Source organism: Actinokineospora sp. NPDC004072, from assembly GCF_053604195.1.
The window spans coordinates 447,443-467,569 of record NZ_JBSGHB010000003.1; the positions used below are offsets into that span (position 1 = coordinate 447,443).

The window sequence follows — 20,127 nt, forward strand, 5'->3', positions numbered from 1 at the left end:
CCCTCCGGCTCGCTGCCTTCCGGCTTGTCGGGTGCTGTCACCTGCGAAATCCCCTACGTCTCGCTGCCTGCTTCGGTCTGCTCCTCGACGCCGTCGGCCGGGCCGTCCTCCGGCTCCTCGGCGCTGCGGGCTACGGCAACCAGCGTGGTCCCCTCGCCCAGGTTCATCAACCGCACACCCTTCGTCTGACGGCCTGCCTTGCGCACCTCGCGGGCGCTGGTCCGGATGACCCCGCCCGACGACGTGATCGCGTACAGCTCGTCGCTCTCGTCGACGATCAGCCCGCCCACCAGCCTGCCACGGCGCTCGTCGTGCTGGATGGTCAGCACGCCCTTGCCACCGCGGCCCTGGGCCGTGTAGTCCCCGATCGGCGTGCGCTTGGCGTACCCGCCCCGCGTCGCGACCAAAACAAACGTCCCCTCGCGGACGACCCCGACGGTGAGCAGCTCGTCGCCCGCGTTGAACCGCATGCCGGTGACGCCGGAGGTCGCCCGGCCCATCGGGCGCAGCGCGTCGTCGTCGGCGTGGAAGCGGATCGACTGCCCGCCAGCGGAGATGAGCAGCAGGTCGTCGTCGGCCGAGCACAGCACCGCGCCGACCAGCTCGTCGTCCTCACGCAGGTTGATACCGATCAGACCACCCGACCGGTTGCTGTCGAAGTCGGCCAGGCGCGACTTCTTCACCAGCCCGTTCTTCGTGGCCAGCACCAGGTACGGCGCCACCTGGTAGTCCTTGATCTGGATGACCTGGGCGATGTGCTCGTCGGGCTGGAAGGCCAGCAGGTTCGCCACGTGCTGCCCGCGCGCGGCCCGGTTGGCCTCGGGCAGCTCGTAGGCCTTGGCGCGGTAGACCCGGCCCTGGTTGGTGAAGAACAGGATCCAGTCGTGCGTGGAGCACACGAAGAAGTGCGCCACGATGTCGTCCTGCTTGAGCCCGGCGCCCTGCACGCCCTTGCCGCCGCGCTTCTGCGCCCGGTACAGGTCGGTCTTGGTGCGCTTGGCGTAGCCGGTCCGGGTGATGGTGACGACCACGTCCTCGACGGCGATCAAGTCCTCGACCGAGACGTCGCCGTCGAAGGGCACGATCCGGGTGCGCCGGTCGTCGCCGTGCTTCTCGACGATCTCCAGCAGCTCCTCGCGCACGATCTGGCGCTGGCGCTCGTCGCTGGCCAGCACTGCGTTCAGCTCGCCGATGTAGCGCTCGATCTCGTCGAGCTCGTCGATGATCCGCTGGCGCTCCAGCGCGGCCAGGCGGCGCAGCTGCAGCTCCAGGATCGCCGTCGCCTGGATCTCGTCGACCTCCAGCAGCGACATCAGCCCGACCCGCGCCTCGTCGGCCGAGGGCGAGCGGCGGATCAGCGCGATGACCTCGTCGAGCTGGTCGAGCGCCTTGGCGTAGCCGCGCAGGATGTGGGCGCGCTCCTCGGCCTTGCGCAGCCGGTACCGCGTGCGCCGGACGATGACCTCGACCTGGTGCTTGACGTAGTGGCGCACGATCTGGTCCAGCCGCAGCGTGCGCGGCACGCCGTCGACCAGGGCCAGCATGTTGACGCCGAAGGAGTGCTGCAGCTGGGTGTGCTTGTAGAGGTTGTTCAGCACCACCTTGGCCACGGCGTCGCGCTTGAGCCCGATCACGATGCGCATGCCGCTGCGCCGGTTGGACTCGTCGGCGATCTCGGAGATCCCGGTCAGCTTGCCGTCGCGGACGAGCTGGGCCATGTTCTCGATCAGGTTGTCCGGGTTCACCTGGTAGGGCAGCTCGGTGACCACGAGGATGGTCCGCCCCTTGGCGTCCTCCTCGACCTCCACCACCGCCCGCATCCGCACCGACCCGCGCCCGGTCCGGTACGCCTCCTCGATCCCCGCGGTGCCCAGGATCAGCCCGTGCGTCGGGAAGTCCGGCCCCTTCACCCGCTGCATCAGCGCCGCGAGCGTCTCCTCGTCGGAGGCGTCGGGGTTGTCCAGCGCCCAGACCACCCCGTCGGCGACCTCGCGCAGGTTGTGCGGCGGGATGTTGGTCGCCATCCCGACCGCGATGCCGCTGCCGCCGTTGACCAGCAGGTTCGGGATGCGCGAAGGCAGGACCTTCGGCTCGCTGGTCTTCCCGTCGTAGTTCGGCGCGAAGTCGACGGTGTCCTCGCCGATGTCGCGCAGCATGTCCATCGCCAGCGGCATCAGCCGGGCTTCGGTGTTGTGGCTGACGAACCCGTCGCTGATGAACGAGTGGTCGTCGGACTCCACGCGGATGCTGTAGACCGGCTGGACGCCCGCGTCCGCGACCGAAGCGACCTCGGCGTAGTAGAACCGGCCGTCGACCAGCGGTTCGACCACGTCGAGCACACCCGGCTCGGTGATGTTCGCGACGATCTCGTCGCGATCGCGCTCCCACCGCTCGATCCGGTCGACGTTGTGCCTGCGCAGCCAGTCGCGCTCGGTGTAGCGGCTCGCGCCATTGGCCCGGATGAAGTCGCCCACGTAGGGCACGTGGTCGCTGGACATCGCCCGGCTCGCGGCAGGCAGCGCGTCCAAGATCGCGACGAGCTTGTCCTGCTTGGCCTGCAGGAAGCCCACGTTCCGCGCGAACAGGCGGGCGTCGCGGCGGTTGGTGATGACGACCTTGACCTCGCCGGTGGCGTGGCGGACCTGCTTGCTGACGACGCCGAACTCCAGCAGCATCTGCTGCACCTCGGCGGCGAGCTTCCCGCTCCGGGTCGAGTACGAGATCTGGACGGTGTTGCGCGGCAGCGCCGAGCACGAGCCGTCCCCGGTGAACAGCGAGCTGAGGAACGCCCGCTTGACCGCCGCGCTGCCGGACCGGACGAACTCGGGGACAACCTTCGCCGCGCTCCGCACTCCTGCCATTCCGGCCAGCACCGAGCGCTTCAGCGCCGTCAGGTTCTGCACGTCCAACACGTGCAGGAGCGAGCCAGAGGCGATCACCCGGGACGAGACGTACCGAGTGCCGCCGACCACGAGGTCGTAGGCCCGGACGACCAAGTCGAAGTACTGCTTGTCGATGTTGTTGAACCCGGCGCGGTCCGCGGAGACGAAGCCCTCGCTGACGAAGGCGCCTGCCAGGACGGCCGCCGCGAGGTCGTGCTCGCTCGCCGACTCCCCCACTTCGGCGGGGGTGCGCTGCAGGACGACGCGGTCGCCGGGACGGATCTCCTCCAGCAGCTTCCAGAGCAGCGTGGGCACACCGAGCACATTCACCAGGCACAGCACCGGGTGGTTGTGCGTCCCGGTGAGCGCGAAGCCCTCACGGGTGGTCAGTTCCAGCGTCGGGTGCTCGCCGGAGTGGAACAGCATGTCGGCGCGGACCGGATCGCCGTTGCGGTCCAAGACCTTGAGGTCGATCGGATTGTCCGAGTTGGGGAGCGCGCCGGGCACGATGTCGCCGATGCGCACGGACGTCCCGTCGGCCAGGCGGACGCGGCTGTCGGCGACAACGCAGTACCGCATCGCGGCGGCGGGGTCGTTGCCCGGGGAGCCGAAGTTGCCCTGGCCGTCGACCAGGGGGTAGCGCATCGACCACGGCTGGGCCAGGCGGACGAGGGTGTCGTAGATGGAGGAGTCGCCGTGGGGGTGGTAGTTGCCCATGACGTCGCCGACGACGCGGGAGCACTTGACGTAGCCGCGGTCGGGGCGCAGGCCCGTGTCGTACATCGAGTACAGGACGCGGCGGTGGACGGGCTTGAGGCCGTCGCGGACGTCGGGCAGGGCTCGGGACACGATCACGCTCATCGCGTAGTCGATGTAGGAGCTCTGCATCTGCTGCTGGATGTCGACCGGCTCGATGCGATCGCCTGGCGGCGGCAAGGTCTCGGTCACGGCAGGTGAATCCCTTCGAGCGGTGGTACGGCGCTGCGGACGGACGTCGGATCGGGTGGGGCCGGATCAGACATCGAGGAAGCGGACGTCCTTGGCGTTGCGGGTGATGAAGGAGCGCCGGGCGTCGACGTCCTCGCCCATGAGCACGCTGAACAGCTCGTCGGCCTGGGCGGCGTCGTCGAGGTTGACCCGCAGGAACAGCCGGTTGGCCGGGTCCATCGTGGTCTCCCACAGCTCCTCGGCGTTCATCTCGCCGAGGCCCTTGTAGCGCTGGATGCCGTCCTCTTTGTTGATCTTCTTGCCCGCGGCGACCCCGGCCTCGAGCAGCCCGTCGCGCTCGGCGTCGGAGTAGGCGTACTCGGGCTCGGCGCGCTGCCACTTGATCTTGTAGAGCGGCGGCTGGGACAGGTACACGTGGCCGTGCTCGATGAGCGGGCGCATGAACCGGAACAGCAGGGTCAGCAGCAGCGTGGTGATGTGCTTGCCGTCGACGTCGGCGTCGGCCATCAGCACGATCTTGTGGTAGCGCAGCTTGGCGAGGTCGAAGTCCTCCTGGATGCCGGTGCCCAGCGCGGTGATCAGGCTCTGCACCTCGGTGTTCTTCAGCACCCGGTCGATGCGCGCCTTCTCCACGTTGATGATCTTGCCGCGGATCGGCAGGATCGCCTGGAAGGCCGAGTCGCGGCCCTCCTTGGCCGAGCCGCCAGCCGAGTCGCCCTCGACGATGTAGAGCTCGCACTCCTCGGGGTTGGTCGAGCGGCAGTCGCGCAGCTTGCCGGGCAGGCCGCCGATGTCCAGCGCGCCCTTGCGGCGGACCAGCTCGCGGGCCTTGCGCGCGGCCAGCCGGGCCTGCGCGGAGGAGACCGCCTTGGTGACGATGAGCTTGGCCTCGGTGGGGTTGCGCTCGAACCAGTCGGCCAGCCACTCGTTGCAGGTGGCCTGGACGAAGGTCTTGGCCTCGCTGTTGCCCAGCTTCTGCTTGGTCTGGCCCTCGAACTGCGGCTCGGCCAGCTTCACCGACACGATCGCGGCCAGGCCCTCGCGCACGTCGTCGCCGCCGAGGTTGGCGTCCTTCTCCTTGAGCAGCTTCTTGTCGCGCGCGTAGAGGTTGACCACCCGGGTCAGCGCGGCGCGGAAGCCCTCCTCGTGGGTGCCGCCCTCGGGGGTGTTGATCGTGTTGGCGAAGGTGTGCACCGACTCGCTGTAGCCGGTGTTCCACTGCATCGCGACCTCGACCTGGATGCCCTTGTCCTTGTCCTCGGCCTCGAAGGCGATGACGTTGGGGTGCAGGGCCTCGCGCGCGTGGTTGATGTGGCGGACGAAGTCCTCCAGGCCGCCCGGGTAGTGGAAGGTGCGCTCCTTGACCGCGGCGGGCTGCCCGGTGGCGTCCTCGGCCGCGTCCTCGTCGGAGACGCGCTCGTCCCGCAGGGTGATCGTCAGGCCCTTGTTGAGGAAGGCCATCTCCTGCAGCCGCCGGGCGACGGTCTCGGCGTTGAACGTCGTGGTCTCGAAGATGCCGGCGTCGGGCCAGAAGGTGATCAGCGTGCCGGTCTCGTCGGTCGCCTCGCCGCGCTCGACCGGGGCGACGGGCTCGGAGCCGCGGTACTCCTGGCGCCACACGTGGCCCTGGCGCTTGACCTCGGCGACCAGCCTGCTGGACAGCGCGTTGACCACCGAGATGCCGACGCCGTGCAGGCCGCCGGAGACGGCGTAGCTGTCGCTGTCGAACTTGCCGCCCGCGTGCAGGACGGTCAGCACGACCTCCAGGGCGGAGCGCTTCTCCTCGGGGTGCTCGTCGACGGGGATGCCGCGGCCGTCGTCGACGACGCGGACGCCGCCGTCGGCGAGCAGCGTCACCTCCACCATGGTGGCGTGCCCGGCCATCGCCTCGTCGACGCTGTTGTCGACGATCTCCCAGATCAGGTGGTGCAGGCCGGACTCGGCGGTGGAGCCGATGTACATGCCGGGGCGCAGGCGCACGGCCTCCAGCCCCTTGAGGACGCCGATTGAGCCGGCACCGTAGGTGCTCTCCTGCTTGTCAGCCACGTGGCGGTGTCTCCTCAGGCGATCGGTCAGCTTCGTGGGGGCGGCGGCCGTTGGTCTGAAGGGCCCGCGCGTGCCTGGCTCCATACTACTGGTGCGCCCGCTCAGAAGTGGCCCAAGGACCCGCCTGTCTTGCTCACAGACGCGCCGATCGACATCAGCGCGGGTCCGGACGCCCGTCACGCGGCTTCAAGCCGCGATTTTCAACCGTAGGTATCGCGCGGCCCGCGGCCCGGGACGTGCCGGGGGCCGTAGCGCCAGCTCGGCGCGGCGGGCCCCTGGACCTTGAGCTTGCGCACCACCCCGGCGCCCACGCCCGCGGCGATGCGCGCGAGCAGCTGGCGCTGGAGCAGCCGCAGCTGCGTGGCCCACGCGGTGCTCTCCGCCTGGACGGTCAGCTCGCCGTCCTTGAGCGACAGCGGCTTGGCGTGCTCGGCGACGTCGGGGCCGACCAGGGCCGCCCACTTGCCGAACACCCGCCCGCCCGCGAGCTGGTCCGACCAGCCGCGGTCGGCGGCCAGCCGGGATGCCAGTCTGCCCAACGGCTGCGGATCGCGCTCGTCGGCTCCGGGCCCCGACCAGCGGCGTCGCCTGCGCGAGCCTGCCGTGGTTCCACGTGGAACACCGCGCTTGGGTTTGGCGCGGGCCTGCTTGCGGGCGGCTTCGAGCGCGGCGCGGGCCAGGTCCGGACCGCGCAGCGGCTCGTCACGGTGCGTGTCGGCGGCGTGCCGGGGTGTGGATGGCTCGCCCGCCGCGGGCACCCGGGGTAGGCCGAACGCTCGCTCGGTCACCGTGTTATCCACACTATCCACAGGGTTGTCCCCAGATGTGGGGTTCTTCGGCCCGGAAGTGGTCACCGGTTGTGGTCCGGCGCTAGGCCGTTCGGGTTCGGCGAACAGCCCGCCGCCGAAGAGGTCATCGGACACGGCGCACCTCCCCGTCGGCCACCCGGTACCGCGCGCCGTCCAGCTCGGCGGGCACGTCCTCGGCGACCGCGGCGGTCACGATCACCTGCTCGGCGGCCAGCGCCGTCGCGGCCAGCCGCTCCCGCCTGGCCTTGTCCAGCTCGGCGAAGACGTCGTCGAGGATGAGCACCGGCTCGCTGCCCTCGGCGCGCAGCAGCTCGTAGGAGCCTAGGCGCAGGGCGAGCGCGAACGACCAGGACTCGCCGTGGCTGGCGTAGCCCTTCGCCGGGAGGTCGCCCAGCGCCAGCTCCAGCTCGTCGCGGTGCGGGCCGACCAGGCTGACCCCGCGCTCCAGCTCGCCGTCGCGGCGCTCGGCCATCGCCGCCAGCAGCGCGTCGGTTAGGACCGCGGCGTCGGCGGGCACGTCGACGCCGTAGCCGCCGGGCAGCTCGACGCCCGCGCGGTAGGCGACGCGGGCGGCCGCGGACTCCGGCGCCACCCCGGCGTACGCCTCGGCGACCCGCGGCCGCAGCGCGGCGACCAGGTCGAGGCGCGCCGCGAGCAGCTGCGCGCCGTGCGCGGCGAGGTGGCCGTCCCACACGTCGAGGGTGGACAGCGCGTCGGGGTCGGCGCGGCGCGCGCGCCGGTTGGCGGCGGCGCTCTTGAGCAGCGCGTTGCGCTGGCGCAGCACCTTGTCGTAGTCCGCGCGCACGCCCGCGTACCGCGGGGCGCGCTGGACCAGCAGGTCGTCGAGGAACCGGCGGCGCTCGCCCGGGTCGCCGCGCACCAGCGCCAGGTCCTCGGGCGCGAACAGCACCGTGCGCAGGATGCCGAGCACGTCCCGGGGCCGCCCGACCGCGCCGCGGTTGACCCGCGCCCGGTTGGCCTTGCCCGGGGTGATCTCCAGTTCCACGGTCAGCTCGCGGTCGTCGTTGACCACGGCCAGCCGCACGATGGCGCGCTGGGCGCCGTGCCGGACCAGCGGCGCGTCGGCGGCGACCCGGTGCGATGCCAGGGTCGCCACGTAGCCGACCGCCTCGACCAGGTTGGTCTTGCCCTGGCCGTTGCGGCCGACGAGCACGGCCGGGCCCGGCTCCAGTTCCAGGTCGGCGTGCTCCCACGAGCGGAAGTCGGCGACCTGTAAGTGCCGGACGTGCATCTACTGGGTGTCGCCTGCTCCGGAGGTGGGGCCCGCCTTGTGCACCGCGTGCCCGCCGAACTGGTTGCGCAGCGCCGCGACGGCCTTCATCGCGGGCGAGTCGGGCTGGCGGGAGGCGAAGCGGGCGAACAGCGCCGCGGAGATCACCGGCGCGGGGACGGAGTGGCGCACCGCCTCCTCGACGGTCCACCGGCCCTCGCCGGAGTCCTCGACGTACCCGCTGATCTCGCTGAGCCGCGGGTCCTCGTCCAGCGCCTTGACCAGCAGGTCGAGCAGCCAGGACCGCACGACCGTGCCGCGGGTCCACGCCTTGAGCACCCCGCGCACGTCGGTGACCTCGTCGGCGGCGTCGAGCAGCTCGTAGCCCTCGGCGTAGGCCTGCATGAGGCCGTACTCGATGCCGTTGTGCACCATCTTCGCGTAGTGGCCCGCCCCGGTGGCCCCGGCGTGCACGAAGCCCTCCTCGCGCGGGCCCTCCGGGCGCAGCGCGTCGAAGATCGGCATGGCCCGCTCGACGAACTTCGCGTCGCCGCCGACCATCAGGCCGTAGCCGTTCTCCCGGCCCCACACCCCGCCGGACACCCCGACGTCGAGGTAGCCGATGCCGTCGGCGGCGAGCAGGTCGGCGTTGCCGCGGTCGTCGGTGTAGCGGGAGTTGCCGCCGTCGATGACCAGGTCGTCCGCGCTGAGCAGGTCGCCGAGCTCGGCGACCACGGTGCGGGTCGGCTGGCCCGCCGGGACCATGACCCAGACCGTGCGCGGCGCGTCGAGCTTGGCGACCATGTCCGCCAGCGAGGCGGAGTCGCTGACCTCCGGGTTGCGGTCGTAGCCGATGACCTCGTGCCCGGCGGCGCGCAGCCGCTCGCGCATGTTGAAGCCCATCTTGCCGAGGCCGACGAGTCCGAGCTGCACGGTGCTCCTCTCGGTTGGGATGCCGGTCAGCCCGGGAGGCGGACCGGCATGAGCAGGTAGAGGTACCCGGGGGCGACCTCCCCATCCTCGCCGACGGGCTTGATCAGCGCAGGCCGGTTGGGCGTGGTGAACGACAGCTCGGCGCGCTCGGCGTGCAGGGCGGCCAGGCCGTCCTGCAGGTAGGCGGGGTTGAAGGCGATGGTCACCGGGTCGCCGGTGAACTCCACCGGCAGCTCCTCCTCCGCGCTGCCCTCGTCGTCGCCGCCCGCGGACAGGCGCAGGCCGCCGTCGGCGAACTCCAGCCGGACCTGGGTGCCGCGCTCGGCGACCAGCGACACGCGCTTGATGGCCTCGACCAGCGGGGCCACGGCGATGATCGCGCTGGAGCTCTGCTCGTTGGGCAGCAGCTGGCGGTAGCGGGGGAACTCGGCGTCGAGCAGCCGGGTGGTGGCGCGGCGGCCGGAGCCGGACAGGCCGAGCAGGCCGTCGCCGGAGGACAGCGCCAGCTCGACGGTGCGCCCGGAGGAGCCCAGCGCCTTGGCCGCGTCGGCGAGGGTGCGGGCCGGGACGAGCACGGCGGCGTCCTCGACGTCGCCGCTGGGCTTCCACTCGAACTCGCGCATGGCCAGCCGGAAGCGGTCGGTGGCGACCAGGGTCAGCTTGTCGCCTGCGATCTCGACCCGGACGCCGGTCAGCATCGGCAGCGTGTCGTCCTTGCCCGCGGCCACGGCGACCTGGCTGACGGCCTGGCCGAAGACCTCACCGGCGACCTCGCCGGCGTGCTGGGGCATGGCAGGCAGCGACGGGTAGTCCTCCACGGGCATGGTGGGCAGGCTGAACTTGGCGCTCCCGCAGGTGATGGCGACCCGGGCGCCGTCGACGGAGATCTCCACCGGCTGGGCGGGCAGCGCCTTGGTGATGTCGGCCAGCAGCCGCCCGGAGACGAGCGTGCGGCCCTCGTCGGCGATGGTGGCGGGGACGTTGACCGTCGCGGAGACCTCGTAGTCGAATCCGGAGACGGTCAGGCCCGTCGCGCCGTCGGCCCCGTCGGGGGCGGTGGCGTCCAGCAGCACACCGCCGAGGACGGGGACCGGAGGCCGAGAAGGAAGGCTGCGCGCCACCCAGGCGACAGCGTCGGCGAGGCTGTCGCGCTCGACGCGGATCTTCATGGGAGTCCTTTCCACCGCCCGTGCGGGTCGACCACGCCGGGGGCGTGACCCGGGCGGGCTGTCCACGCTGTAGGGCCCAACCGTAGAGCGTTCGCGGCCTGGTCGTCATGTCGGGGCGGACGAGCCCGGGAGGGGCCGGGACCGGGCTGTCCCCAGATTCGGCGCTCCCCTGTTTCTTCTTTTGTTCTTGTGGAGGAAGAGCAAAGACAGCAGCAGTAGTAAGGGCTGTGGGTTGTGTGGACAACGCCCGTCCGCGCAGCTCACCCGGTGCCGATCGATGTGGACGACCGGGGCATGGCCGCGGTGGACAACTCGGGCCTCCCGTGGACAGCTCGACCCTGTGGACGAGCGGTCCACACCGACCCCCCGGTTGTCCACAGCCCGGTCCCCAGTTGTGCACCGAGTAGCCCCCAGGCTGTCCCGAGCCCACCCACAGGGCTGTGGATGGCGAACTCCCCCGGATCGGTGACGCAGATCTCGGGCCGCGGCCTCCACGGGGGCAATAAACCGCCAGGCCATCCACCGAAGCTATGGGCAACTGTGATTGTTCCTGCCTCGCCCCGTGACCGCATAGTGACGGAGCGCCTCACGCAACCCTGCGCGCGAGGCGGACCCTGCATATGGAAGGAGAAGCCGGATGCGGCTTCGGAAACTCGCGGCGGCCTTCGCCGCGGCGGCGACCTGTGCCGGCGGGTTGGTCGCGTTCACGGGCGCGGCCCAGGCCACCCCGCCCAGCTCCACAGCTGGCGACGTGCAGCCGTACATCATCGGCGGCACCCCCGCGACCGAGAACTACCCCTTCTACACCAAGCTGCTGTCCAACGGCCGGTTCGGCTGCGGCGGCTCGCTGATCGCGCCGCTGTGGGTCGTCACGGCGAACCACTGCATCGGCAGCGTCACCTCGGTGCGCATCGGCGGGACCACCCTGGGCGCGGGCGAGACCCGCAACGTCGCCCAGCAGATCAGCGGCCCCAGCGGCTACGACATCGCCCTGCTGCGCCTGAGCAGCGCCTCGACCCAGACCCCGATCAAGATCACCGCCGCCGCCCTGAACACCGGCACCGCGGTGCGGATCATGGGCCACGGCCAGACCTGCCCCACCAGCGGCTGCGGCAGCCCGCCCAACACCCTGATGCAGCTCGACACGACGCTGGTCACCGGCTGCCAGGGCAACAGCGCCACCTACGAGCTCTGCGTGGGTGACACCTCCGGCCGCGGCGCCTGCTACGGCGACTCCGGCGGCCCGCTGGTCGTGCGCGGCACCAACGGCTGGGAGCTCGGCGGCGCCACCAGCCGCGCCGGCCGCAACAACCCCACCTGCGCCACCGCGCCGTCGATCTACATGAAGGTCCCGGCGTTCAAGTCCTGGATCGAGGGCCACACCGGCGACCTCGACGGCGGCGGCCCCGACCCGGAGCCCGGCAACTGCTCCGGCGAGACCTTCACCGGCTCCCTCACCTCCGGCGGCCAGGCGATCCAGCCCAACAACAGCTACTACCAGACCACCACCTCCGGCACCCACCGCGGCTGCCTGACCGGCCCCGCGGGCGCCGACTACGACCTCTACCTGCAGAAGTGGAACGGCTCCACCTGGGCCAACGTCGGCTCCGGCGCCACCCCGCAGGCCACTGAAGAGGTCACCTACACCGGCACCGCCGGCTACTACCGCTGGCGCATCCACGCCTACAGCGGCTCCGGCAGCTACACCCTGAAGACCGACAAGCCCTAACCTCCCGACCACAGCCCCCTCGCGGACGGACGGGTCCGCGAGGGGGCTGTTCCACATATCCACAACCCCCATCAACCCCTGTGGATGAATCCCCCTCACTTCTCCCCATCCGGATAGACTGGCCAAGGGCCGTCCCCCCGGGGAGCGGTGGGGGTTGCTTGTGTTTGGGGTGGTTGGGCGCTTGCGCCGAAAGGGTGGTGGGGAAGGGCGGGGGCTGTGGATGCCTCTGTGGGTGCGCAGGGGCGGTGGTCAGCCGCGGGCGCGCTGCTTGATGCGGGAGGTCAGTTCCTGGACCTGGTCGTAGACCTTGCGGCGTTCGGCCATTTCCTTGCGGATCTTCTTGTCGGCGTGCATGACGGTGGTGTGGTCGCGGCCGCCGAAGGTTTGGCCGATCTTGGGGAGGGAGAGGTCGGTCAGCTCGCGGCAGAGGTACATGGAGATCTGGCGGGCGGCGGCGAGGGCCTTGGTCTTGCCCGGGCCGCAGAGGTCCTCGATGGAGACGCCGAAGTACTCGGCGGTGACCGCCATGATCTGGGCCGCGGAGATCTCCGGGGCCTGGGAGTCGGGGATGAGGTCGCGCAGGACGATCTCGGCGAGGCCGACCTCGACCGGCTGGCGGTTGAGGCTGGCGAAGGCGGTCACCCGGATCAGGGCGCCCTCCAGCTCGCGGATGTTGGCCTCGACGCGGGCGGCGATGAACTCCAGCACCTCGCCGGGCACGGCCAGGCGGTCCTGAGCGGCCTTCTTGCGCAGGATGGCGATGCGGGTCTCCAGCTCGGGCGGCTGAATGTCGGTGATCAGGCCCCACTCGAACCGGGTGCGCAGCCGGTCCTCCAGGGTCTCCAGCCGCTTGGGCGGGCGGTCGGAGGAGACGACGATCTGCTTGTTGGCGTTGTGGAGGGTGTTGAAGGTGTGGAAGAACTCCTCCTGGGTGCCTTCCTTGCCCTCCAGGAACTGGATGTCGTCGACCAGCAGCACGTCGATGTCGCGGTAGCGGCGCTGGAAGGCCACCTTGCGGTCGTCGCGCAGCGAGTTGATGAAGTCGTTGGTGAATTCCTCGGTGGAGACGTACCGCACGCGCATGCCGGGGAACAGCCGCTGGGCGTAGTGGCCCACCGCGTGCAGCAGGTGCGTCTTGCCCAGGCCGGACTCGCCCCAGATGAACAGCGGGTTGTACGCCCGCGCAGGCGCCTCGGCCACCGCGACGGACGCGGCGTGGGCGAAGCGGTTGGACGCGCCGATGACGAACGTGTCGAAGGTGTACTTCTCGTTCAGCCGGGTCTTGGACGTCTGCGGCTGGGCGGGCGCGGTGTAGGGCTGGCCGGTGGCCGGGCGGCCGTTGAACGTCGGCCAGATCTCGTGGACGGCGGCGAGGGCGTCGCCCTCCTCGTCGACCTCCTCGCCGTCGGTGTCCTCGTCGGGGGCGTCGACGGGCAGCACGACCGGCTCGGCCTCGACCACCTCGATCGGGGCGGGCACCGGCTGCGGGACGGGCGCGGGGGCGGTGTCGACCTTGACCGCCAGCGACACGACCCGGCCGAGCCTGCGGGACAGGGCCGAGGTGATCGGCTCGCGCAGGGCGCGCTCGATCGCCTCCTTGGCGAACTCGCTGGGCGCCGACAGCAGCGCGGTCTCGTCCAGCAGGCCGATGGGGCGGGTCATCCGCATCCACGCGCGCTGCGAAGGAGACAGCGTCCCGGCGGACAGCTCGCGCACGACCTGCTCCCAGACCACACCCAGGTTCATCTGGTGCTCGGACATCGACGCCGCTCCCCTCCCCTCCGACGGCCCCCGCACACCGGTCGCCCGGCGCTCATCCACAACAGTTGTCCACAACTGTGCACGAAGGTACGGCGAACCGCGGCGACAGCCCGTGGCGGGGTCAACGGTACTCAGTGGTCCGGCACGGTTGGCCCGGCAGGGGCTCCCATCGGCGTCCGGCAAGCCAAGAGCCCGCACGCTAACAAGGACGGCCGCGCGCCACAAGACGCGATCGCCCGGCACCCGGATTTGTCCCCGCCGGGGCGGGTGCGTACTCTCATAAGGTCTCCCGCTTGCGGCGGGCGAGTTCCGCGTGCCCGCACCGTGAGCGGCTTGCGCGCGATCCGCCTGGGCCGTGCCCGCGCGAGACCCGACCTACGGCCAGAACGACTGGCAGGGCTAGTACCCGGGAGATAGAGCTGTGAGCAAGCGCACCTTCCAGCCGAACAACCGCCGCCGCGCCAAGACGCACGGCTTCCGCCTGCGGATGCGCACCCGCGCGGGCCGCGCGATCCTCGCCGCCCGTCGGCGCAAGGGCCGCGACAAGCTGTCGGCCTGAGCCCTGCCGCCGCCGTGCTCCCCGCGGCCGCCCGGCTGACCAGCAGTGCGGACTTCCGGCTGGTGACCCGCGGGGGTCGCCGGGCGGGCCGGTCCAGGCTGGTGGTGCACGCGGTGGCGGGCCCGCCGGACCCCGAAGCCGACCCCGGTTCGCCGAGGGTCGGTTTCGTCGTGAGTAAGGCCGTGGGCAACTCGGTGGTCCGCCACCGGGTGACCCGGCGGCTTCGGCACGTGGTCCGCGACCGGCTCGGAACTCTGCCGCCGGGCAGCGCGTTGGTCGTGCGGGCGTTGCCGCGTGCCGCCGAGGCGTCCAGCGCCGAGCTCGGCGCCGACCTCGACGCCGCGCTGCGCAAGCTCCGGTTGTCGAGTGGTGATGAGTCGTGACGGTGGGAACCGCGCCGAGCCTCGGCGCCCGGGTGCTGCTGGCCCCGGTGCGCGCCTACCGCAAGTGGATCTCGCCGCTGCTGCCGCCCGCCTGCCGCTTCTACCCCAGCTGCAGCGCCTACGCCGCCGAAGCCCTCACCGAGCACGGCGCGCTGCGCGGCTCGTGGCTGGCGCTGCGCCGCCTGCTGCGCTGCGGCCCGTGGCACCCCGGCGGACTGGACCCGGTGCCGCCGCGGCACCCCGAGAACCTGACCGGGACCGGCCCGGCTGACGTGAGAGCTGCCGAGGAGTAGTTCGTGCTCGATTTCATCTACTACCCGGTGTCCTTCATCCTGTGGTGCTGGCACTGGGTCTTCGGTCACATCTTCGGTGAGGCCAGTGCGATCTCGTGGGCGCTGGGCATCGTCTTCCTCGTCTTCACCCTGCGCGCGATCATGTTCAAGCCCATGGTCAAGCAGGTGCGCTCCATGCGGAAGATGCAGGAGTTCGCCCCCGAGATCAAGAAGCTGCAGAAGAAGTACGCCAACGACCGGCAGAAGCTCGCGCAGGAGATGCAGAAGCTGCAGTCCCAGCACGGGGTCAACCCGCTGGGCGGCTGCCTGCCGATGCTGCTGCAGATCCCGGTCTTCATCGGCCTGTTCCACGTGCTGCGCGAGTTCAAGCCGGGCAAGACCGAGAACTACTTCTTCGACGCCCAAGGCGTGCAGTCCTACCTGGACGCGAACCTCCTCGGCGCCCGCCTGAGCAACTGGATCACCCAGCCCGCGGTGGAGCTGGCCAACTTCCAGGTCGACCGCGGCTCGGTCATCATGGTCGCCGTCCCGCTGATGATCCTGGCCTCCGCGCTGACCCACCTGACCGCGCGGCACTCGGTGTCCCGGCAGAACCCGGACGCGGCCACCCAGCAGACCGCGATCATGAACAAGCTGACGCTCTACATCTTCCCGCTGGGCGTGCTCATCGGTGGCTTCTTCTTCCCGATCGGTCTGCTGGTCTACTGGCTGAGCAACAACAGCTGGACGCTGATGCAGCAGCACGTCGTCTACCGCAAGATCGACAAGGAAGAGGCGGAGGCGAAGGCCGCCGCGATCGAGAAGCGGTCGGCCGCCGCGCCCAAGCCCGGCCAGAAGCCGCAGCCGAAGAAGGCCGCCCCGCAGCGCAAGCCCGCCGACGCCGACGCCGCTGCCACCGAGACCGCGGCCGAGCCCACCACCGGCGGCGCGAAGCCCGCGCCGGGCAGCAAGCCGCGCCCGGGCGCGAAGCCGCAGACCGGCAAACCCGGCACCCAGGTTCCCGGTCCGAGCGCGGACCGTTCCCGCAAGAAGTCAGGTCGCAAGAACCGCTGAGGCGTCGCTCGACCTGGAGAGGAGTTACCGTGCCGGAGACGGTGCAGGAGTCGGAGACCACCGCGGCCGAGGAGTCGCCGGTCGAGAAGGCGGCGGCCACCGAGGACCTGTTGGTCAAGGAGGGCGACATCGCGGGCGACTACCTGGAGCGCCTGCTCGACATCCTGGACTACGACGGGGACATCGACCTCGACGTCGAGGCCAGCCGCGCGGTGGTGAGCATCGACGGCGGCGAGGACCTGGACAAGCTGGTCGGCCCGCGGGGCAGCGTCCTGGAGGCGCTGCAGGAGCTGACCCGGCTGGCGGTGCAGCAGGAGACCGGCACGCGCAGCAGGCTGATGCTCGACATCGCGGGCTGGCGGGCCACGCGCCGGGAGGAGCTGGCCGACCTCGGCCGGGCGACCGCGGAGAAGGCGCTGTCCACCGGCGAGCGCATCCGGCTGCAGCCGATGACGCCGTTCGAGCGCAAGGTCGTGCACGACGCGGTCGCCACCGTGAAGGGCGTGCACAGCGAGAGCGAGGGCGAGGACCCCCGGCGCCGGGTGGTCGTCTTCCCCCAGTAGTTCCGTGCGACGCACAGGGGCGCGGTCCGCTTCGGCGGGCCGCGCCCCTTTCGTGTTCCACGTGAAACACGGGGAGTCTGCTGCGGATGTGACGGACCCATCGGCGACAATCAACGGGCGCACCGTTTCACGTGGAACATCGGAAGGCACATGACGAACCTTGATCGGGACCGGGTGTCGGCGGTCTTCGGGGACCGGGCCGCGCTCGCCGAGCGGTTCGTCGAGCTGCTCGCCGAGCACGGGGTGGCGCGCGGGCTGATCGGCCCGCGCGAGGTGGACCGGCTGTGGGACCGGCACGTGCTCAACTCGGCCGTCGTCGCCGAGGTGCTGCCGGTCGGGGCGAAGGTGGTGGACGTCGGCTCAGGCGCGGGCCTGCCCGGCGTCGCGCTGGCGATCGCCCGGCCGGACCTGGCGGTGACCCTGGTGGAGCCGATGGCGCGGCGGGTGGCGTGGCTGGCGGAGGTGGTGGAGACTCTGGGCCTGTCGTCCGTCGTCGTGGTGCGCGGGCGGGCCGAGGAGCCCGCCGTGCGCGACCGGGTTTCCGGGGCCGATGTGGTCACCGCCCGTGCGGTCGCTCCCCTGGGCAAGCTCAGCGCGTGGTGCCTGCCGCTGCTGCGGCCGGGTGGTCGGATGGTCGCGCTCAAGGGGGCCAGCGCGGCCGAGGAGATCGAGCGGGACCGCGCGGAGATCCGGCGCGCGGGCGGGGGCGACCCGCGCATCGAGAGGTGCGGTGCCGCCGTGGTGGATCCGCCGACCACCGTGGTGGTGGTCGAGCGGCTGCCCCGGCGGACCGGGAAGGACCAGCGTGCACGTCGAGGTTGAGAACGGAGCGAGGATGTTCCACGTGAAACACCGGCGGTCGGAGGGGACGCGATGAGCCAGCCGACCGCGTCGTCCATCGCGGGCTGGACGCCGATCGAGGAGGAGGCCGCCCGGGCCACCCGGATCAAGCACCCCGATCGGATGTTCCCCCGCCCGCTGACCCGCCGCGTGTTGACCGTCGCCAACCAGAAGGGCGGCGTCGGCAAGACGACGAGCACGGTGAACCTCGCCGCCGCGCTGGCCATGCACGGGCTGCGGGTGCTGGTGATCGACCTCGACCCGCAGGGCAACGCGAGCACCGCGCTGGGCGTCGACCACCGCTCCGGCACGCCGTCGGTGTACGAGGTGCTGCTGGGCGAGCTGTCGCTGGCCGAGGCCGCCCAGGTGAGCGACCAGTCCGAGCGGCTGTTCTGCGTGCCCGCCACCATCGACCTCGCGGGCTCGGAGATCGAGCTGGTGTCGATGCAGGGCCGGGAGTCCCGGCTCAAGGAGGCGCTGTCCGACGAGGCGCTGGACCAGATCGCCCCGGACTACGTCTTCATCGACTGCCCGCCGTCGCTGGGCCTGCTGACCGTCAACGCGATGGTCGCCGCCCAGGAGGTGCTCATCCCGATCCAGTGCGAGTACTACGCGCTGGAGGGGCTGAGCCAGCTCCTGCGCAACATCGAGCTCGTGCAGCGCCACCTCAACCGCGCGCTGACCGTCTCGACCATCCTGCTGACGATGTACGACGGCCGCACCAAGCTGGCCGACCAGGTGACCACCGAGGTCCGCAACCACTTCGGCGAGGTCGTCCTGCGCACCGTCATCCCCCGCAGCGTGAAGGTCTCCGAGGCGCCGGGCTACGGCCAGACCGTGCTCGCCTACGACCCGGGATCGCGCGGCGCGATGAGCTACCTCGACGCGGCGCGCGAGATGGCCGAGCGCGGAGCAGGCCAGTGAGCGCGGCAGGCGGCGGGCGCAAGGGCGGCCTAGGCCGGGGGCTGGCCGCCCTCATCCCGCAGGGCCCGCCCGCCGGGCCGGTGGCCAACGGGCTGAAGCTGCCCACTCCCCCACCCGCCGAGCCGCCGCCCGCGGGCGAGCCGGGCGCGGTCTACCGGGAGATCCCCACCGCTTCGATCACGGCGAACCCGAAGCAGCCGCGGCAGGTCTTCGACGAGGACGCGCTCGCCGAGCTGGAGCACTCGATCCGCGAGTTCGGCCTCATGCAGCCGATCGTCGTGCGCGAGCTGAACGGCGCCTACGAGCTGGTGATGGGCGAGCGCAGGCTGCGCGCCGCCCAGCGCGCCGGGCTGGAGCACATCCCGGCGATCGTGCGGCAGACCGCCGACGACGCGATGCTGCGCGACGCCCTGCTGGAGAACATCCACCGGGTGCAGCTCAACCCGCTGGAGGAGGCGGCGGCCTACCAGCAGCTGCTGGACGAGTTCGAGGTGACCCACGAGGAGCTGGCGGGCCGCATCGGCCGCAGCCGCCCGGTCATCACGAACACGATCCGGCTGCTGCGCCTGCCGCTGCCGGTCCAGCGCCGGGTGGCCGCGGGGGTGCTGTCGGCCGGTCACGCCCGCGCCCTGCTCGGCCTGGACGACCCGGGCGCGCAGGAGGACCTGGCCACCCGGATCGTCGCCGAGGGGCTGTCGGTGCGGGCGACCGAGGAAGCCGTCACCCTGGCCAAGGGCGCTCCCCCGCCGAAGGCCAAGCCCGCCCCGCGCAAGCCCATGCACGCGCCCGGCCTCCAAGACGTCGCCGACCGCCTCTCCGACCGCTTCGACACCCGCGTGAAGGTCGAACTCGGCAAGCGCAAGGGCCGGATCGTGGTCGAGTTCGGCTCGGTGGACGACTTGGAGCGGATCGTGGAGCTGATGGCGGAAAACGGGGTTAATCGGACATGAATCAGCCGTAGGGAACCACACCAGGGCGTTTCGTCACGGTGACGATGGCGGTGTGTGCGCCTCATCGTCGCTCTGCGTGAAGGGGTTGCCGTGGCGGAACTCCGTCCCGTCGAGCACCGGCGGCTGGGCGAAGACCGCGCGGGCGGTCGAGACCGGACCCTCGAACTCGGCGTCCGCGAAGGAGGTCCGGTGCTCGAAGCGGCCATCGGTGAAGCGGGTCCGGGCGGCGAAGCGGGTGTGCGCGAAGTGGGCGACGCCCGCGAAGGTCGACCCGTCGAAGCGGACCGGTCCGCGGAACTCGGCGCCCTCGAACCGCGCGTTCGCGTCGAACCGCAGCCCGTTGAGCCACGTCGCGCCGATGAACACCGCCCCGGCGGCGCGCAGGCTCCGCAGGTGCGCGTTGGTCAGGTTGAACTCGACCAGGACCGCGCCGGTCAGGTCGAGGTCGACATCCGGCCAGTAGGTGCCCGCGACCGGCTCGCTCCTGGGGCGCAGGTGGTGGGCGATGATCCGCTGCGCGGTCAGGCGCACCTGCAGCTCCTCCTTGGCCTCCCACGGCTTGGCTGATTCCTCCGGCACCGCGTAGGGCAGGCGCAGGTAGCCGCACATGAGGATCGGACGCGGATGCGGCGGCGACGCGCTCCTGGAGGGCGTACGCGCGGGCCACGTCGGCTTGGTCCTGCTCCTTCTGGAGGAGGGCGATCTCGGTGGAGCGCTGCCTGCGCCAGGACAGGTAGAGGGCGAAGGCGCCACCACCGCCGAGGCCGATGCTGAGGCCGATGCGGAGGGCGTCGAAGCGGGCCTTCACCAGCTCTGGGCCGGTGAGACCGGCGGTGCCTGCCCACCAGAGGGTGAGGGTGATCGCGGTGGTGGCGGCGGCTATGGCGGTGATGGTGCGGGGGTGGAGGGGTAGGGGTCCGGTGAAGGTGGTCCCGCGGCTTGGTGGGTGGGTCCGATGGGGTGAACTCGCATTCGCGGGGACCCCTAAGCGAAACGCCGCTTGGGCGTGAAGGCGGTGAAGGCGGGCGGAGCCCGTTCACGCCCTCGCGAGTTT

Annotated in this window: 18 protein-coding genes; 10 read left to right on the forward strand and 8 right to left on the reverse strand. The window is 71.4% G+C overall.

The window, feature by feature from the left end:
• Positions 1-53 precede the first annotated feature (53 nt).
• The 6 genes from gyrA to dnaN all read right to left on the reverse strand — a co-directional run bounded on the left by gyrA (position 54) and on the right by dnaN (position 10,018).
• Complete coding sequence (gyrA, locus tag ACWEPX_RS07010; RefSeq protein WP_451896146.1) at positions 54-3,830, reverse strand: intein-containing DNA gyrase subunit A; 3,777 nt, start codon at positions 3,828-3,830, stop codon at positions 54-56.
• 66 nt (positions 3,831-3,896) lie between these two features.
• Positions 3,897-5,876, reverse strand: coding sequence for a DNA topoisomerase (ATP-hydrolyzing) subunit B (gene gyrB, locus ACWEPX_RS07015; protein WP_451896147.1), 1,980 nt, complete (start codon positions 5,874-5,876; stop codon positions 3,897-3,899).
• Between the two features lie 200 nt (positions 5,877-6,076).
• Complete coding sequence (locus ACWEPX_RS07020) at positions 6,077-6,571, reverse strand: DUF721 domain-containing protein (protein WP_451896188.1); 495 nt, start codon at positions 6,569-6,571, stop codon at positions 6,077-6,079.
• 217 nt (positions 6,572-6,788) lie between these two features.
• Positions 6,789-7,937: a DNA replication/repair protein RecF gene (recF, locus tag ACWEPX_RS07025; RefSeq protein WP_451896148.1), complete on the reverse strand. Its 1,149-nt coding sequence runs from the start codon at positions 7,935-7,937 to the stop codon at positions 6,789-6,791.
• Positions 7,938-8,849, reverse strand: a complete 912-nt coding sequence (gene gnd, locus ACWEPX_RS07030) for a phosphogluconate dehydrogenase (NAD(+)-dependent, decarboxylating) (protein ID WP_451896149.1) — start codon at positions 8,847-8,849, stop codon at positions 7,938-7,940.
• 26 nt (positions 8,850-8,875) lie between these two features.
• Complete coding sequence (dnaN, locus tag ACWEPX_RS07035; protein ID WP_451896150.1) at positions 8,876-10,018, reverse strand: DNA polymerase III subunit beta; 1,143 nt, start codon at positions 10,016-10,018, stop codon at positions 8,876-8,878.
• 637 nt (positions 10,019-10,655) lie between these two features.
• On the opposite strand from dnaN, the gene ACWEPX_RS07040 reads away from it, so the two are divergent.
• On the forward strand, positions 10,656-11,747 hold the full coding sequence (locus ACWEPX_RS07040) for a S1 family peptidase (RefSeq protein ID WP_451896151.1): 1,092 nt from the start codon (positions 10,656-10,658) through the stop codon (positions 11,745-11,747).
• Between the two features lie 249 nt (positions 11,748-11,996).
• On the opposite strand, the gene dnaA is transcribed toward ACWEPX_RS07040, so the two are convergent.
• Positions 11,997-13,508, reverse strand: coding sequence for a chromosomal replication initiator protein DnaA (gene dnaA, locus ACWEPX_RS07045; protein WP_451896152.1), 1,512 nt, complete (start codon positions 13,506-13,508; stop codon positions 11,997-11,999).
• Positions 13,509-13,929: 421 nt separating this feature from the next.
• Between dnaA and rpmH the strand changes: the two genes are divergently transcribed.
• The 8 genes from rpmH (at position 13,930) to ACWEPX_RS07085 (ending at position 19,073) form a co-directional block, all read left to right on the forward strand.
• Positions 13,930-14,067, forward strand: coding sequence for a 50S ribosomal protein L34 (gene rpmH / locus ACWEPX_RS07050; RefSeq protein WP_189209013.1), 138 nt, complete (start codon positions 13,930-13,932; stop codon positions 14,065-14,067).
• 14 nt (positions 14,068-14,081) lie between these two features.
• Positions 14,082-14,450: a ribonuclease P protein component gene (gene rnpA / locus ACWEPX_RS07055; protein WP_451896153.1), complete on the forward strand. Its 369-nt coding sequence runs from the start codon at positions 14,082-14,084 to the stop codon at positions 14,448-14,450.
• Positions 14,447-14,743: a membrane protein insertion efficiency factor YidD gene (gene yidD, locus ACWEPX_RS07060; RefSeq protein ID WP_451896154.1), complete on the forward strand. Its 297-nt coding sequence runs from the start codon at positions 14,447-14,449 to the stop codon at positions 14,741-14,743. Before rnpA ends, yidD begins: the two co-directional genes overlap by 4 nt.
• A 3-nt stretch (positions 14,744-14,746) precedes the next feature.
• Positions 14,747-15,796: a membrane protein insertase YidC gene (yidC, locus tag ACWEPX_RS07065; protein ID WP_451896155.1), complete on the forward strand. Its 1,050-nt coding sequence runs from the start codon at positions 14,747-14,749 to the stop codon at positions 15,794-15,796.
• Positions 15,797-15,825: 29 nt separating this feature from the next.
• Positions 15,826-16,359: a Jag family protein gene (locus ACWEPX_RS07070; protein WP_451896156.1), complete on the forward strand. Its 534-nt coding sequence runs from the start codon at positions 15,826-15,828 to the stop codon at positions 16,357-16,359.
• 150 nt (positions 16,360-16,509) lie between these two features.
• A complete protein-coding gene (rsmG, locus tag ACWEPX_RS07075; RefSeq protein WP_451896157.1) occupies positions 16,510-17,181 on the forward strand; it encodes a 16S rRNA (guanine(527)-N(7))-methyltransferase RsmG in 672 nt (223 codons plus the stop codon).
• 51 nt (positions 17,182-17,232) lie between these two features.
• Positions 17,233-18,123: a ParA family protein gene (locus ACWEPX_RS07080; RefSeq protein ID WP_451896158.1), complete on the forward strand. Its 891-nt coding sequence runs from the start codon at positions 17,233-17,235 to the stop codon at positions 18,121-18,123.
• Positions 18,120-19,073 carry a ParB/RepB/Spo0J family partition protein gene (locus ACWEPX_RS07085; protein WP_451896159.1) on the forward strand — a complete coding sequence of 318 codons (954 nt, stop codon included), beginning with the start codon at positions 18,120-18,122 and terminating at the stop codon, positions 19,071-19,073. The genes ACWEPX_RS07080 and ACWEPX_RS07085 overlap by 4 nt, the downstream gene beginning before the upstream one ends.
• A 33-nt stretch (positions 19,074-19,106) precedes the next feature.
• On the opposite strand, the gene ACWEPX_RS07090 is transcribed toward ACWEPX_RS07085, so the two are convergent.
• Positions 19,107-19,682, reverse strand: a complete 576-nt coding sequence (locus ACWEPX_RS07090) for a pentapeptide repeat-containing protein (RefSeq protein ID WP_451896160.1) — start codon at positions 19,680-19,682, stop codon at positions 19,107-19,109.
• Here ACWEPX_RS07090 and ACWEPX_RS07095 point away from each other — a divergent pair.
• Positions 19,681-19,986, forward strand: a complete 306-nt coding sequence (locus tag ACWEPX_RS07095; protein WP_451896161.1) for a hypothetical protein — start codon at positions 19,681-19,683, stop codon at positions 19,984-19,986. The two genes, ACWEPX_RS07090 and ACWEPX_RS07095, sit on opposite strands and share 2 nt — an antisense overlap.
• Positions 19,987-20,127 lie beyond the last annotated feature (141 nt).

Bases quoted from the DNA above. Each gene is read 5' to 3' on its own strand.
- recF (WP_451896148.1), bottom strand. From the start codon at position 7,937: ATGCACGTCCGGCACTTACAGGTCGCCGACTTCCGCTCGTGGGAGCAC.
- dnaN (WP_451896150.1), bottom strand. From the start codon at position 10,018: ATGAAGATCCGCGTCGAGCGCGACAGCCTCGCCGACGCTGTCGCCTGG.
- ACWEPX_RS07040 (WP_451896151.1), top strand. From the start codon at position 10,656: ATGCGGCTTCGGAAACTCGCGGCGGCCTTCGCCGCGGCGGCGACCTGT.
- dnaA (WP_451896152.1), bottom strand. From the start codon at position 13,508: ATGTCCGAGCACCAGATGAACCTGGGTGTGGTCTGGGAGCAGGTCGTG.
- rsmG (WP_451896157.1), top strand. From the start codon at position 16,510: ATGACGAACCTTGATCGGGACCGGGTGTCGGCGGTCTTCGGGGACCGG.
- ACWEPX_RS07080 (WP_451896158.1), top strand. From the start codon at position 17,233: ATGAGCCAGCCGACCGCGTCGTCCATCGCGGGCTGGACGCCGATCGAG.
- ACWEPX_RS07095 (WP_451896161.1), top strand. From the start codon at position 19,681: ATGAGGATCGGACGCGGATGCGGCGGCGACGCGCTCCTGGAGGGCGTA.
- ACWEPX_RS07090 (WP_451896160.1), bottom strand. From the start codon at position 19,682: ATGTGCGGCTACCTGCGCCTGCCCTACGCGGTGCCGGAGGAATCAGCC.